General features: G+C 68.8%; 14 protein-coding genes. 13 read left to right on the top strand and 1 reads right to left on the bottom strand.

Annotated features, from left to right (window positions below):
- Positions 1 to 21 precede the first annotated feature (21 nt).
- Genes ACAX67_RS18905 through uvrB form a run of 4 tightly spaced genes read left to right on the top strand, consistent with a single transcriptional unit; the run spans position 22 to position 4643 of the window.
- Positions 22 to 1053, top strand: coding sequence for an MCE family protein (locus ACAX67_RS18905; RefSeq protein WP_370705433.1), 1032 nt, complete (start codon positions 22 to 24; stop codon positions 1051 to 1053).
- A complete protein-coding gene (locus ACAX67_RS18900; protein ID WP_370705432.1) occupies positions 1050 to 1931 on the top strand; it encodes an SDR family oxidoreductase in 882 nt (293 codons plus the stop codon). Before ACAX67_RS18905 ends, ACAX67_RS18900 begins: the two co-directional genes overlap by 4 nt.
- The gene (locus tag ACAX67_RS18895; protein ID WP_370705431.1) at positions 1928 to 2479 is read left to right on the top strand and encodes a carboxymuconolactone decarboxylase family protein; all 552 of its coding nucleotides are present in this window, start codon (positions 1928 to 1930) and stop codon (positions 2477 to 2479) included. The genes ACAX67_RS18900 and ACAX67_RS18895 overlap by 4 nt, the downstream gene beginning before the upstream one ends.
- A 34-nt stretch (positions 2480 to 2513) precedes the next feature.
- On the top strand, positions 2514 to 4643 hold the full coding sequence (gene uvrB / locus ACAX67_RS18890) for an excinuclease ABC subunit UvrB (RefSeq protein ID WP_370705430.1): 2130 nt from the start codon (positions 2514 to 2516) through the stop codon (positions 4641 to 4643).
- Positions 4644 to 4737: 94 nt separating this feature from the next.
- On the opposite strand, the gene ACAX67_RS18885 is transcribed toward uvrB, so the two are convergent.
- Positions 4738 to 5415, bottom strand: a complete 678-nt coding sequence (locus ACAX67_RS18885) for an ion channel (RefSeq protein WP_370705429.1) — start codon at positions 5413 to 5415, stop codon at positions 4738 to 4740.
- A 246-nt stretch (positions 5416 to 5661) separates the two neighbouring features.
- On the opposite strand from ACAX67_RS18885, the gene ACAX67_RS18880 reads away from it, so the two are divergent.
- The 9 genes from ACAX67_RS18880 to ACAX67_RS18840 are packed head-to-tail and all read left to right on the top strand — an operon-like array spanning position 5662 to position 15117.
- Positions 5662 to 6384, top strand: coding sequence for an MlaE family ABC transporter permease (locus ACAX67_RS18880; protein WP_370705428.1), 723 nt, complete (start codon positions 5662 to 5664; stop codon positions 6382 to 6384).
- A gap of 1 nt (position 6385) precedes the next feature.
- Positions 6386 to 7225 (top strand): MlaE family ABC transporter permease, encoded by an 840-nt coding sequence (locus ACAX67_RS18875; protein ID WP_370705427.1) that lies wholly within the window; start codon positions 6386 to 6388, stop codon positions 7223 to 7225.
- Positions 7225 to 8538, top strand: coding sequence for an MCE family protein (locus ACAX67_RS18870; protein WP_370705426.1), 1314 nt, complete (start codon positions 7225 to 7227; stop codon positions 8536 to 8538). Before ACAX67_RS18875 ends, ACAX67_RS18870 begins: the two co-directional genes overlap by 1 nt.
- Positions 8535 to 9617 carry an MCE family protein gene (locus ACAX67_RS18865; protein WP_370705425.1) on the top strand — a complete coding sequence of 361 codons (1083 nt, stop codon included), beginning with the start codon at positions 8535 to 8537 and terminating at the stop codon, positions 9615 to 9617. The genes ACAX67_RS18870 and ACAX67_RS18865 overlap by 4 nt, the downstream gene beginning before the upstream one ends.
- Positions 9617 to 10600 (top strand): MCE family protein, encoded by a 984-nt coding sequence (locus ACAX67_RS18860; protein ID WP_370705424.1) that lies wholly within the window; start codon positions 9617 to 9619, stop codon positions 10598 to 10600. Before ACAX67_RS18865 ends, ACAX67_RS18860 begins: the two co-directional genes overlap by 1 nt.
- A complete protein-coding gene (locus ACAX67_RS18855) occupies positions 10597 to 11841 on the top strand; it encodes an MCE family protein (RefSeq protein ID WP_370705423.1) in 1245 nt (414 codons plus the stop codon). Before ACAX67_RS18860 ends, ACAX67_RS18855 begins: the two co-directional genes overlap by 4 nt.
- Complete coding sequence (locus tag ACAX67_RS18850) at positions 11838 to 13193, top strand: MCE family protein (RefSeq protein WP_370705422.1); 1356 nt, start codon at positions 11838 to 11840, stop codon at positions 13191 to 13193. Before ACAX67_RS18855 ends, ACAX67_RS18850 begins: the two co-directional genes overlap by 4 nt.
- Positions 13190 to 14455, top strand: coding sequence for an MlaD family protein (locus tag ACAX67_RS18845; protein WP_370705421.1), 1266 nt, complete (start codon positions 13190 to 13192; stop codon positions 14453 to 14455). The genes ACAX67_RS18850 and ACAX67_RS18845 overlap by 4 nt, the downstream gene beginning before the upstream one ends.
- Entirely contained in the window at positions 14452 to 15117 is a 666-nt protein-coding gene (locus ACAX67_RS18840; protein ID WP_370705420.1) for an Rv1363c family protein, read from the top strand. Before ACAX67_RS18845 ends, ACAX67_RS18840 begins: the two co-directional genes overlap by 4 nt.
- Position 15118: the final 1 nt, after the last annotated feature.

The raw sequence follows: 15118 nt of genomic DNA, 5'->3' as shown, positions 1-15118 counted from the left end.
CGACCCCCCGAGGTGATGGCCATGGCACGCGACGTGCCCCGCCACGTGCTGGCGCGGCGCGGCCTCCTCGCGCTGGTGGGGCTGGCGCTGGTCTTCACGTTCGTGACGTTGCGGACCAACGGGACGTTCGGGTCGACCCCCCACGTCACCGCTGTCGTCGCCGATGCCGGCGGGGCGCTGCGCAAGGGCTCCGACGTCAAGCTCGACGGGGCGGTCGTCGGCAAGGTGTCCTCGGTCTCGCGCGACGCGTCCGGGGGAGTGGCGGTCGACATGGAGATGTCGTCGGACGACCTCGACCACGTGCCTGCCAACGTGGTGGCCCGGATCCTTCCCGCCACGGTGTTCGGGACGACCTTCGTCGACCTGGTCGTCCACGGCGACCGCAGCTCGGCGAGCCTCGAGGCCGGTTCCGTCGTGCCGGCCGACCGGAGCCAGGCGACGCTGGAGTTCCAGCAGGCCCTCGACGACATCGACCGCCTGGTGAAGGCGCTCGGCCCGGCCGAGCTGGCCTCCGCGATCGGGTCGGCGGCACGGGCGCTCGATGGCCGGGGCGGCCAGCTCGCGGCCGTCGTCAACACGCTCAACTCCTATCTCGCCCGCATCAACCCCCGGCTGCCCGCCGTCCGGGCGGACCTGGACGACCTCGCGCGCAGCACGGCCGTGCTCGACGACGTCGCACCGGACCTGCTCGACGCGACCGACGACAGCCTCGGCTTCCTGGGCGACCTGGTCCGGCAGGAGGCTGCCGTGACGTCGCTGATCGCCGGCGGGACGGACCTCGCGAACGTGTCGTCGGACTTCCTCGACGCCAACCAGCAGCGTCTGGTGCGGTGGATCCGCGGCACCGGTACGTTCGTCGACGTGCTCTACGACAACCGCCGGGTGGGCATCACCGACGCGATCACGCTGAACCTGCGGATCGGCCGCAAGCTCCCCACCACCATCGACGACGGGCAGCTCCGCACGGTCGCGTGGCTCCGCTTCGACCAGCCGGACTACTACGGCGAGGGTGACCGCCCCACCTTCGCCTCCCTGGTCGGGCAGGCCGGATGAGGCCCCCCGTCCGCGACCTCGCCGGGAAGAACGTCTTCGTCACCGGCGCGGCCAGCGGGATCGGCCGCGCGGTCGCGCTCCAGGCCGCACGCGAGGGCGCCGTGCTGCACCTCACCGACATCCAGGCCGAGCAGCTGGCCGCGGTGGCGGAGGAGGCCACCGCCGCGGGTGCCCGGGTCGCCGTCGCCGAGGCGGCCGACATCACCGACCACGACGCCGTACGGCGCCTCGCTTCTCTCGTCACCGACACGTCGGGCGCGATGGACGTGGTGCTCAACGTCGCCGGCATCGCCATCTGGGGCACCGTGCGGGGGCTCGAGCACGAGCACTGGCGCTCGCTGGTCGAGGTCAACCTGATGGGGCCGATCCACGTGATCGAGGAGCTGGTCCCGCCGATGATCGACGCGGGGCGGGGCGGCCAGCTCGTCAACGTGTCGTCCGCCGCGGGCATCATCGCGATGCCCTGGCACGCCGCCTACAGCGCCACGAAGTTCGGGCTGCGCGGTATCTCCGAGGTGCTGCGCTACGACCTGCGCCGGCACCGCATCGGCGTGACGCTCGTGGCCCCGGGCGGGGTCGACACCGGCCTGGTGCAGACCATCCGGATCGCCGGGGTGGACAGCAACGACCGAAGGTTCCGGCGCGCGCGCAAGCGGTTCCAGGCGCACGCGGTCACGCCCGAGAAGGCCGCCGAGGCGATCTGGAAGGGTGTGCGGCGCAACAAGTACTGGGTCTACACCTCCGTGGACATCCGGCTGGTGCACCTGCTGCAGCGCTACTTCCCGCCCGGCTACGCCGCGGCGATGCGGGTCTTCAGCTGGGGCGCGCACCGGGTGCTGCCGGCGGTCGACGACGCCCGGCGGTCGGACCTGCGATGACGTCCTCCTCGCCGGCCCCGCGCGTCCCACCCGGCACCTGGCGCCAGACCGGCCCCTTCGTCGCCGCCTTCGCCTACGCCGCCGGGCGGGTGACCGGCACCGAGTCGCCGGCCGTCTTCCGCACGTTGGGCCGCAACCGCGGTCTCTTCTGGGGCTGGCTGCACTTCGCCGGCCGGATGATGCCGGGTGGACGCCTGCCGCGGCGCCAGTCCGAGCTGGTGATCCTCCGCGTCGGCTCGACGTGCGGCTCGGAGTACGAGCTCACGCAGCACCGTCGGCTGGGCCGCCGTGCCGGGCTCTCGAAGGACGAGATCGCCCTGGTCGAGGCGGGCGGGCTCGACGGCTGGGACGGTTCCGACCGGCTGCTGCTCGCGACGACCGACGAGCTGCTGGCCACCGAGGACCTCGGCGAGGACGGCTGGGCCGCGCTGCGCGAGGAGTACGACGAGCGCACGGCCATCGAGGTCGTCCTGCTCGTCGGCCACTACCGGATGCTCGCCACCGCCCTGCGCGTGCTGCGCGTCCAGCCGGACCGGCCCCGGTCCTGACCCCGCCGTCGGTGGGCGCCCGTAGGCTCGGGGCATGCGTCCGATCACCGACCTCGAGCGTCGAGTCGCCCCCTTCAAGGTGGAGTCCGACTACCAGCCGTCCGGCGACCAGCCGGCGGCGATCGCGGAGATCTCCAAGCGCATCGACGCCGGCACCCAGGACGTCGTGCTGCTCGGTGCCACCGGCACCGGCAAGACGGCCACGGTCGCCTGGGTCGCCGAGCAGGTGCAGCGCCCGTTGCTGGTGCTCCAGCCCAACAAGACGCTGGCCGCGCAGTTCGCCAACGAGCTGCGCCAGCTCTTCCCGAAGAACGCGATCGAGTACTTCGTCTCCTACTACGACTACTACCAGCCCGAGGCCTACGTCCCCCAGACCGACACCTACATCGAGAAGGACAGCTCGATCAACGAGGAGGTCGAGCGGCTGCGCCACTCGGCCACCAACAGCCTGCTGACCCGGCGCGACGTGATCGTGGTGTCGACGGTGTCGTGCATCTACGGCCTCGGCACCCCCCAGGAGTACGTCGACCGCATGGTGCGGCTGCGGGTCGGCGAGGAGCACGACCGTGACAGCGTCCTGCGGCAGCTGGTCGACATCCAGTACACGCGCAACGACCTGTCCTTCACGCGGGGCACCTTCCGCGTGCGCGGCGACACCCTCGAGATCTTCCCAGTCTACGAGGAGATGGCCGTGAGGGTGGAGTTCTTCGGCGACGAGATCGAGCGGCTGATGACGCTGCACCCGATCACCGGCGAGGTGCTCACCGAGGACAAGGAGCTCCACGTCTTCCCGGCCAGCCACTACGTCGCCGGCCCGGAGCGGATGGAGCGCGCGATCCGCGGCATCGAGCTCGAGCTGGAGGACCAGCTCGCGACGTTCGAGCGCCAGGGCAAGATGCTGGAGGCGCAGCGGCTGCGGATGCGCACGACCTACGACGTCGAGATGATGCGGCAGATCGGCACCTGCTCGGGCATCGAGAACTACTCGATGCACATCGACGGCCGCGCCCGCGGCTCGGCGCCCAACTGCCTGCTCGACTACTTCCCCGAGGACTTCCTCCTCGTCATCGACGAGTCCCACGTGGCGGTGCCGCAGATCGGCGGGATGTACGAGGGCGACATGTCCCGCAAGCGCAACCTGGTGGAGCACGGCTTCCGGCTGCCGAGCGCGATGGACAACAGGCCGTTGCGGTGGGAGGAGTTCCTCGAGCGGATCGGCCAGACCATCTACCTCTCGGCGACCCCGGGCGACTACGAGCTCGACAAGGTGCAGGGCGACGTCGTCGAGCAGATCATCCGGCCGACCGGCCTGGTCGACCCCGAGGTGGTGATCAAGCCGACCAAGGGCCAGATCGACGACCTGATCCACGAGATCCGGCTGCGCACCGAGCGCAACGAGCGGGTGCTCGTGACGACCCTGACGAAGAAGATGTCGGAGGACCTGACGGACTACCTCCTCGACGCCGGCGTCCGCACCCGCTACCTGCACTCCGAGGTCGACACGCTCAAGCGCATCGAGCTGCTGCGCGACCTGCGGCTCGGCGCCTACGACGTGCTCGTCGGCATCAACCTGCTGCGTGAGGGCCTCGACCTGCCCGAGGTGTCGCTCGTGTCGATCCTCGACGCCGACAAGGAGGGCTTCCTGCGGTCGGACAAGTCGCTCATCCAGACGATCGGTCGCGCAGCGCGCAACGTGTCCGGGCAGGTCCACATGTACGCCGACCGCATCACGGCGTCGATGGAGTCGGCCATCGACGAGACCAACCGTCGGCGAGAGAAGCAGATCGCCTACAACAAGGCCAACGGCGTCGACCCGCAGCCGCTCCGCAAGAAGATCGCCGACATCACCGAGATGCTCGCCCGCGAGGACGAGACGACGCAGCAGCTCCTGCAGACCTGGGCCGACGCGGGCGTCCGCGGCCGCGCCGGGGGAGTGAAGGGGCGCCGGGCCCCGGTGCCGACCCTCGGCGAGGGCGCCGTCGGCGAGCACGCCGCCCACCTGGCCGGGCTCCCGAGCTCCGACCTCGCCGAGCTGATCCAGGACCTCACCGACCAGATGAAGGGGGCGGCCGCCGAGCTGCAGTTCGAGCTGGCCGCCCGGCTCCGCGACGAGATCAACGAGCTCCGCAAGGAGCTGCGCCAGATGGTGGAAGCGACCAAGTGAGGAGCGGGGTGCCGACCGAGGAACGAGGTCGAAGCACCCCCGACGAGCGAGGAGCCATGCGCGAGCGCGAGCCATGAGCCGACGCCGCGGACAGCTACTTCCCGCGACGTAGGTGGCTCAGGCTGACCAGCCGGGCGATCACCAGCGCGACGTAGAGGACCCCGGCGACCTGCTCGACCATGATCAGTGAACGGGCGTGGTCGAGCACCGGGTAGATGTCGGAGAGCCCGACGCTGGTCAGGGTCGTGAAGGACAGGAACAGCAGCTCGAACCAGCTCACGTCCCCTCCGGCCGGTGTGCCGGAGCCGACGTACGAACCGGGCCACAGGACCTGGGCGGCGGCGTAGACGTAGGCGAAGGCCCACGCCACCACCGTGAACGCCGCTCCCACGGCGTAGAGCTCGTCACGGGTGACGACGTCGTCGTGGAAGAGGTAGCGGATCATCGCGTAGGAGACGAAGAGGTAGAACGGCACGTGGAAGGCGGCCGACGCCAGCACCACTCCGTCGTGGTCGCGCGTGACCGGCTCGAGCACGGCGAACACCATCGCCGGCAGACCGAGGACCACCGCGACCCAGCTCAGCGCGGGGGTCGCGCGCACCGCCCACGCGGCGATGAGGACGACGACCATCTGGACGACGCCGACCACCGCGCGGCCCGCCGTGGAGCTGTCGAGGAAGGGATAGAGCAGCACCACCACGAGCTGCGCCCCGAGGAGCAGCGCGGACGGGTGGCGGCCGAGGTTCCGCAGCTGGCTCTCCGGTGCGATCACGCTGCCGAATGCTACGGGGCCCGCCGTCCTCTTCGGCGGATCCGCACGTTTCAGGACATTTGACCCGATACCGTGACACGCGACGCGCCGGAGCCGTTAGCAAGTTGTGTAACGGGTCACTATGTGGTTCGTTAACCCCTGCAACGAGAACACGTTCTAGTATCAACGCCGTCAGGACGACGGGGAGGTGGCCAGGTGGCGTTCAGCGCTGCATCGGTCATTCGCGGACCGGGTGAGCTCGCGCTCATGACGGTCGAGGTGACGAAGCGGATCTTCACCCGTCCCTTCCAGTTCCGGGAGTTCATCGAGCAGGCGTGGTTCGTCACCAGCGTCACCCTGCTGCCCACGATCCTCGTCTCCATCCCGTTCGGTGCGGTCATCTCGCTGCAGGTGGGCAACCTGACCGGGCAGCTGGGCGCGCAGTCCTTCGCCGGCGCCACCGCCGTGCTCGCGACCGTCCGCGAGGCGGCCCCGATCGCCGCGGCCATGATCATCGCCGGCGCGGCCGGCTCCGCGATCTGCTCCGACCTCGGCGCGCGGAAGATCCGCGAGGAGATCGATGCCATGGAGGTCCTCGGCATCGATCCGCTCGAACGCCTGGTCGCCCCGCGCGTGGTCGCCACGATGTTCGTGGCCGCGATGATCAACGGCATCGTGATCGTCGCCGGCATCGGCGGCGGCTACTACTTCACCGTCATCGTCCAGGGCGGCTCCGCCGGCGCGTTCCTGTCCTCGTTCACCGCGCTCGCGTCGCTGCCCGATCTCTACATCGCCATGATCAAGTCGATCATCTTCGGCTGGCTCGCCGCGATCGTCGGCGCCTACAAGGGTCTCAACGCCGGGGGCGGCCCGCTCGGCGTCGGCCGCGCCGTCAACGAGTCGGTCATCGTCGCGTTCATGCTGCTGTTCTTCCTCAACGCGGTCATCTCCGCGATCTACTTCCAGGTCTCGCCGCCGGTGGGCCTCTGACATGGCCGCGCTCTCCGACTTCGTCAGCGACACGGTCCAGGCCCGTCGTCGCACGCTCGAGGGGTACGGCGACCAGCTGCTCTTCTACGTCCGCGCGATCGCGTGGGTGCCGGCCGCGATCAAGCGCTACCCGCGGGAGATCCTCAACACGCTGGCCGAGGTCGCCTTCGGCGCCGGCGGGCTCAGCGTGATCCTGGGCTCGGTCGGCGTCATCGCGTTCATGTCCTTCTTCGCCGGCACCGAGGTGGGCCTCCAGGGCTACGCCAGCCTGAGCCAGATCGGCGTCGCGAAGTTCAGCGCCTTCATCTCGGCCTACTTCAACACCCGTGAGGTCGCCCCCCTCGTCTCCGCGATCGCGCTCGCGGCCACCGTCGGCTGCGGTTACACCGCACGGCTCGGCGCGATGCGCATCTCCGAGGAGATCGACGCGCTCGAGGTGATGGCGATCCCGTCGCTGCCGTTCCTCGTGACGACGCGCATCGTCGCGGCGTTCATCGCGGTGATCCCGCTCTACATCGTGGCGCTCTGCGCGTCGTACCTCTCGCCCCGGCTGATCGTGACGCTCATCTACAGCCAGTCGCCGGGCACCTACGACCACTACTTCCTGCAGTTCCTGCCGCCCATCGACATGCTGTGGTCCTTCGGCAAGCTTCTCTTCCTCGCCGTCGCGGTCATCCTGATCCACTGCTACTACGGCTACACCGCCAGCGGCGGTCCCGCCGGCGTCGGCCGCGCCGTCGGCCAGGCGATCCGCACGAGCATCGTGACCATCGTCGTCGCCGACTTCTTCCTCAGCTTCGCGATCTGGGGATCGACCACCACGGTGAGGATCACCGGATAATGCTGGTCAACATCCACCACGACTCCGCGAAGGAGCACAACCGGCTGCTCGTCGCCGGCATCGGCTTCATCCTGACGATGGCCCTGCTCATCTGGCTCTCGATCGCGATCTACAACAAGGACTTCGACCGGTCGACGATGGTCACCATCAAGGCCGACCGCGCCGGCCTGCAGCTCGCGAAGTTCGGTGACGTCCGCCTCAACGGCGCCCTCGTCGGTCAGGTCCGCGAGATCGACCAGAACGGCAAGGAGGCCGAGATCCACGTCGCGCTCAACCGCGACGCGGCCAAGCAGATCCCGGCCAACATCCAGGTCGAGATCCTGCCCACCACCCTCTTCGGCCAGAAGTACATCTCGTTCGTCCGCCCCGACTCCCCGTCGTCCGAGAGCCTGCAGGACGGCGCCGTCATCCCAGCGGACCACGTGACGACCAACGTCGAGCTCAGCCAGGTCCTCGCGCACCTGTTCCCGCTGCTGCGCGCCGTGCGGCCGGCCGACCTGAACGCCACCCTGCACGCCCTGGCGACGGCCCTCGACGGCCGCGGTGAGCAGATCGGCGAGACGATGGACCAGCTCGGCGACTACCTCGGCATCATCGACGAGAACCTGCCGACGCTGCGCCAGGACCTGATCGCGCTGGCCGACGTCGCCGACGCGTACGACGTGGCCGCGCCCGACCTGCTCGACGTGCTCGACAACGTGACGGTCACCAGCAAGACCATCACGGAGAAGGCCAAGGACCTCGACGTGTTCTTCTCCGACCTCGGCGGTCTGGCGGACACCGCGACGCGGGTGCTGCGGGAGAACGAGCAGAACATGGTGGAGGCCGGCAAGGTCACCGTGCCGGTCCTGCAGCTGCTCGACACCTACTCGCCCGAGTTCCCCTGCCTGCTCGAGGGTGCGGCGGCGTACGCGCCGATCCTGTCGCGCACGTTCGAGGGCAACGTGGTCAAGCAGTACTTCGAGCTCGGCAACGCCCAGTTCCGGCACTTCACCGCCGACGACTTCATGGAGTACGGCGAGGTCGGGCACGGGCCGTGGTGCCTGGGCCTGCCGAAGTTCAAGGTGCCGGGCGACGCCGTGCCCCTCGACAACGGCAGCGACATCGACGAGCACCCGCCGACCAGCCCGATCCCCAACTTCGGTGCCTTGCCCGACATCAACCTGACCAGTGGCTTCGCGGGGAGCCAGGGCGACCAGGAGGTCGTCAACGCCCTGCTCGCCACCAGGAGCGGGAAGCAGCCCGACTCCTACGGCTCGCTCGGTCCGCTCCTCTACGGCCCCGTCGTGCGCAAGGGGAGGCCGGTGGGATGAACACGCACAGCCGCAACCGGACCTTCTACTCCGCAGGCATCAAGCTCGCGGTCTTCACGGCGCTGTCGGTGTTCCTGACCGGTGGACTGACGATCATCATGGGGAACATCGGGCTGGGCTCGTCCACCACCTACAAGGCCGTCTTCACCAACGCGAGCATGCTCGAGAAGGGCGACGACGTCCGGATCGCCGGTGTCTCGGTCGGCGAGGTCAAGGACGTCGAGCACTACGAGCGGACCATGGCGCTGGTGACCTTCAAGGTCGACTCCGACGTGAAGCTGACCACCTCGTCGACCGCGGAGATCCGCTTCCTCAACCTGATCGGCGATCGCTACATGGCGCTGGAGCAGGGCAAGGACTCAGCAGACGCCGAGGCGCTCGACGACGGCGACACGATCCCGGTGCAGCAGACCAGCCCCTCGTTGAACCTGACGGTGCTCTTCGACGGCTTCAAGCCGCTCTTCCAGGCCCTGACGCCCGACCAGGTCAACGAGCTGAGCATGAACCTGGTGCAGGTCCTCCAAGGCGAGGGCGGCACCGTGCGAGGCCTGCTCGAGCACACCGCGTCGCTGACCACGTCGCTCGCCGACCGCGACAAGCTCATCGGCGAGGTCGTCACGAACCTGAGCCAGACCCTCGACACGGTCAACAGGCGTCACCAGCAGCTGAGCAGCCTCGTGGTGGAGCTGAAGAACTGGATGCAGGACCTGTCCCGCGACCGCAAGACGATCGGCGGCTCGCTCGACAACATCTCCGACCTCACCGTCGAGGTCGCCGACCTGCTCCACCGCGGTCGCCCGCTGCTGAAGCGCGACATCGCTGCGCTGCACGACGTGGCCCAGCTGATCAACTCGCCGGACCAGCGCAAGGAGTTCATCGACCTCCTCGACCGGATGCCCGAGGTGATGGCCGACCAGACGCGCACCGGCACCTACGGGTCCTGGTACCAGTACTACTTCTGCGGGTTCACCGCGCGTATCGACCTCCCGGCGCTCGGCAACATCCCGATCGTCCAGCAGATCCAGGAGTACATCTCCCACTTCGACTTCCACTCCACGGCTGCGAGGTGCAACGACTGATGCGCGGCACCAGGGACGCACGGGTCATGCGACTCGGGGTCATCACGCTCGTGGTGATGGCGCTGGTGTCGGCGGCGACCTTCAACCTCGGCAAGTTCCCGGGGTTCCGCGGCACCACCTACTACGCCGAGTTCAGCGACGCGAGTGGCATCCACAAGGGCAACATCGTCCAGGTCGGCGGCATCCGGGTCGGCCGCGTCACCGCGGTCGACCTCGACAACGACCGCGTCGTGGTGAAGTTCGAGATCAACGGCGAGGTCGACTTCGGCCCGGACTCGAAGGCCTCGATCGAGGTGCTCAACCTGCTCGGTGAGAAGTACCTCGACGTGACGCCGGTCGGTGACGGGCAGCTCGAGGCGGGCGACACGATCCCGCTGGAGCACACCGAGTCCGCCTACGACATCGTCGGCGTCTTCAGCGACCTCACCACAACCACCGAGGAGATCAACACCCACCAGCTCTCGAAGGCGCTCGACGTGGTGTCCGGCACCCTCGACGACTCCTCGCCGGAGATCGCCGCTGCCTTCGACGGCATCGCCCGTCTGTCGCGGAGCGTGTCGCAGCGCGACGACGAGCTGCAGTCGCTCTTCGACAGCTCCCAGCAGGTCACCAAGGTGCTGAAGAACCGCAGCAAGGACATCGTCGACCTGATGCACCACAGCGACCTCGTCTTCAAGGAGCTGCAGAAGAGGAAGGCCGCCGTCCACCGCCTCCTGGTGAACGCGCGGGTGCTCGCCGACGAGCTCAAGGGAGTCGCGGACGACAACTCCGAGCAGATCGGGCCGGCGCTCAAGGAGGTCGACGAGCTGACCGCGATGCTCGTGGACAAGAAGGAGGAGCTCAAGGCGACCCTGCACCAGCTGGGCCCCTACGTGTCGATCCTCAGCAACATCATCGGCACCGGTCCGTGGTTCGACGCCCTGGCGGTCAACCTGCTCACGATCCCCACCGGCGAGTTCGTGCCGGGGAAGTTCGAGGGATGACGATGGTGGCGAAGGTCTGGCAGCGCGTCGATCGCAGGATCGTGATCCTCGTCGTGATGCTCGTCGCGCTCGCGGCCGTGCTCAACGTCGCGCGCTCGCCGCACGACAACAAGACCGTGACCGCGATGTTCCCCCGAGCGGTGAGCGTCTACAAGGGCACCGACGTCCGCATCCTCGGGGTCACCGTGGGGCGCGTCACCGAGGTCATCCCGGCAGGCAACGCGGTCCGCGTCGAGATGGAGTACGACGCGAAGTACAAGGTCCCGGCCAACGCCAAGGCGGTCATCGTGACGCCCACGCTGGTCGCCGACCGCTTCGTCCAGCTGACGCCGGTCTACAAGGGCACGGGCGACGTCATGGCCGACGGGGCGGAGATCGCCCTGCCCGACACCGGGGTGCCGGTCGAGCTCGACCGGATCTACAGCAGCCTCCAGGCGTTGACCCGGGCGCTCGGCCCCAACGGTGTCAACAAGGACGGCTCCCTCGACCACCTGCTCAAGGCGGGCCAGAAGGCCCTCCAGGGACAGGGCGGCGCCGGCAACGAGATGATCCGCGAGCTGGCCCTGGCCGCCAAGACCTTCGGTGACGGTGCCGGCCCGCTCTTCGACACCGTGAGCAACCTCGCCGACTTCACCTCCACGCTCGCCGACAACGACAAGCTCGTGCAGGCCTTCATGGAGGACCTCACCGGCGTCTCGCACACGCTCGCGACGGAGAGCGACGAGCTGCAGGCGGCCGTCGCGTCGGTCGCCCGCGCCGTGGGCAGCGTCGAGACCTTCGTGCGCGACAACCGCGACGGCCTCGCCAAGGACATCCGCCAGCTCACGACGGTGATGACGACCATCGCCTCGGAGAAGGACAACCTCAACACCGCTCTCGAGATCGCCCCGACGGCGATGGACAGCCTGCACCTCGGCTTCGACCACTCCAGCGGCACCCAGAACTCCCGCGTCGGCATCGCGGGCAACATCTGGACGGCAGACGGCTTCCTCTGCAGCATCATCCAGCAGAACCCCGGCATGCCGCGGGTGTTGAAGGACACCGCCTGCGACCTGATCTCGCAGCTGCTGAGCCCGATCATCGACAACATCCCGCCGCTGCCCCCGGAATACGACCAGTACGTCCCGAAGCAGGCGGTGGACACCAAGAAGGGCGTGCTCAACGTGCCCGCGACCCCCCCGATGGACTACGTCCCGGTCGACGACCCGTCGATGAGCGGACTGCTGGGAGGCACGTCGTGAAGCGCGCACTGAGCTGGCTGGTCGCCCTGCTCCTCGGCACGTCGATGCTCTCGGCGTGCGACTTCAACGGCGCCTACGACCTCCCGCTGCCGGGCAACCCGGTCGACGAGGACGACGGCTTCCACGTGACCGCCGAGTTCGCCGACGTGCTCAACGTGGTGCCGAAGTCGCCGGTGATGGTCGACGACGTCGTCGTCGGGCAGGTGACGTCGGTGGAGCGAGTCGGCTGGCACGCCAAGGTGGACCTGCTCGTCAAGAACGACGTCGACCTCCCGGACAACGCGATCGCGGAGATCCGCCAGGTCTCGCTCCTGGGCGAGAAGTACGTCGCCCTGGTGCCGCCGACCGAGCAGGCCCCCTCCGACCACCGGCTCGAGGACGGCGACGAGATCCCGCTGTCGGTCACCGGTCGGAACCCCGAGGTGGAGGAGGTGCTCGGCGCGCTCTCCTTCCTGCTCAGCGGTGGCGGGGTCGCGCAGCTCGGCACGATCACCCACGAGGCCAACCTGGTGATGTCGGGCAGGGAGGACCGGCTGCGCGCGCTCCTCGACTCCCTGGACGGCGTGATCGGCACGCTCGACCAGCAGAAGGGCGACATCATCCACGCCCTCGAGTCGATGAACAACCTGACCGCGACGCTCAACGCCGAGAAGGACACCATCGGCGAGGCCCTCGACGCGGTCGGCCCGGCCATCAAGGTGCTCGACGGCCAGCACGACGAGCTGGTGGCGATGCTCGGTTCGCTCGAGCGCCTCGGCAAGGTCGGGACGCGGGTGATCCGGGCGAGCAAGGAGGACATCCTCAAGATGCTCGGGCACCTCTACCCGATCCTGACCCGCCTCACGGCCGCCGGTCACGACCTCGGGCCCGGCGTCAACCTGCTGGTGAGCTTCCCGTTCCCCAAGGCCGCCAACAACATCGTCGAGGGCGACTACGCCGACAGCATCGGCCGGCTCGACATCGACTTCGACAACCTCTTCAAGAACCTCGGCATCCCGCAGATCCAGCTGCCGGACCCGGGACAGCTGCTCAACGCCGTACAACGGTGTCTGCGCAGCGGCACCCTCGCCAGCGCCGCGTGCGCCAAGGTGCTGCGCAGCGCCGACCTGCTGAGCCAGCTCAAGGACGCGTGCCGCGACCAGGAGATCGAGGACAGCCCGGTCTGCCGGCTGCTGAACGCGCTGCCCGACATCGACCTCGGCGGGCTGCTCAACAAGGGTGTGCTCGACGACACGATGAACGGCTACACCGATGGGGTCAACGGCCTCACCCGCGGGCTGCTCGGCGACTCGGCCGGCGACGGATCCGCGGATCCCGACGACCCCTCCGGGCTGCTGGGGGTGACGGCATGAGCCGCGGCGTACGGATCCGGCTGATGGCCTTCGTCGTCCTCAGCGCGATCGGCATCACCTACATCACGGCCAACTACCTCGGCTTCATCGACAAGCTGACCGGCAACGGGCTCACGGTCACTGCGACCCTGCCCGGCTCCGGCGGCCTCTTCGAGGGCAGCGAGGTCACCTACCGCGGCGTCAAGATCGGCAAGGTCACCGAGATGACGCCGACGACCGACGGCGTGAAGCTCAAGCTCGCCATCGAGCAGGACACGAAGCTGCCGACCGACTCCGTGATGTACGTCCACAACCTGTCGGCGGTGGGGGAGCAGTACCTCGACTTCCAGCCCGACGACGAGGACGGCCCCTACGCCAAGGACGGCACGGTCTTCCACGGGGACGACGCCTCGCTGCCGGTCGACGAGGGCGACCTGCTCGTCGACCTCAGCGACTTCGTCGACTCCGTCGACAAGAAGAGCCTCCGCGTCGTCATCGACGAGCTCGGCACCATGTTCGGCGACACCGGCCGCGACCTGCAGACCATGCTCGACAGCGGGTCGCAGTTCATCAACGAGGCGACCGAGCACAGCGACGAGACCATCGCGCTGCTGAAGAACGGCCTCACGGTGCTGCGCACCCAGCAGGGCCAGAGCGAGAACATCCGCTCCTTCGCGCACGACCTCGACACGCTCACCACCGCCCTCGCGCAGAGCGACGGCGACCTGCGCAAGGTGCTGGTTAGCACGCCGGGCGCCGCCCGCGAGCTCCAGGGCCTGCTCGAGGACCTTGAGCCGACCCTGCCGGTGCTCTTCAGCGACCTGGTGACGGTCGACCAGGTGGTCACCGCGAACCTCGACGGGCTCGAGCAGCTGCTGGTCACCTACCCGACGCTGATGGCGGGCGGTCCCACCGGCAGCACGCGCGACGGCTGGGGCCACATCAACCTGCAGTTCGACTACAGCGTCCCGCCCTGCACCGACGGCTACCTGCCGCCGAGCCAGTGGCGCTCGCCGTACGACCTCACGGACGCGCCGTACTTCCACGCCCAGTGCAAGTCGGGGCCGCCGTACGTCATGCGCGGTCCGAAGTACGTACCGGCCCGGCGCGGCAACGCCTCGGGGCCGCGCGTCTACAGTGGCGTCTACGACACGCGGACGGGCATCGTCCCGGGCGTGCGTGACGACGAGGGGCGGCAGGTGGCAGTGCACCAGCCGGAGAACATGTCCGTCCTGGGAGGGGATGCGTGGAAGTGGCTGCTCGTGGGACCGGTGGCGCGTTGACGCCTGGCTCGCCAGGGGAGCAGGGGCGCCGCGGTCCGGGCAACCTCAACGCCATCCTCTACGTCGTCGTCGTGCTGTGCCTCGGCGCGGTCGTCGTGCTGACGGCGATCATGTGGGACACCTACAGGTCCGAGGCGACCTCCGACACCTCGGGCGGGTTCGCCGCCGACGCCTGGAACCTGGTCAAGGACAAGCGCATCGAGTCCGCCGGCGAGACCCGGGTCGGTGAGGACGTCGGCGACGGCACGGTGCAGAAGATGGACCTCGCGTCGGAGGCCGAGCAGGTCCGCGCGGCCGACCAGATCGAGGCCGCGACCAAGATGGTCAACGCGTTCCTCAACATCCAGTACCAGCACGTCGATGCCAACATCGCGGCCGTCAAGGCACTCGCGTCCGGCGCGTTCCTCAAGCAGTACAACCACGCCTCCGACGACCTGGAGAAGCTCACGCGTCGAGCGAAGGCGACGCAGACCGGCGAGGTCGTCTGGGCCGGCCTGGTGTCCGGTGACAAGGACAGTGCCGACGTCGTGCTGGCGACCAACGGCACCGTGTCCAACAAGGTGACCGACTTCAAGGAACAGGCCCGGAGCTACCGGCTGCAGCTCCACCTCGAGCTCGTCGACGGCCAGTGGCTGACCAGCGACCTCCAGTACGTGAATTGAG

The sequence above is a fragment of the Nocardioides candidus genome, from assembly GCF_041321175.1.
Taxonomy (GTDB): Bacteria; Actinomycetota; Actinomycetes; order Propionibacteriales; family Nocardioidaceae; genus Nocardioides.
This window is presented reverse-complemented; position numbering and strand designations above follow the sequence as displayed.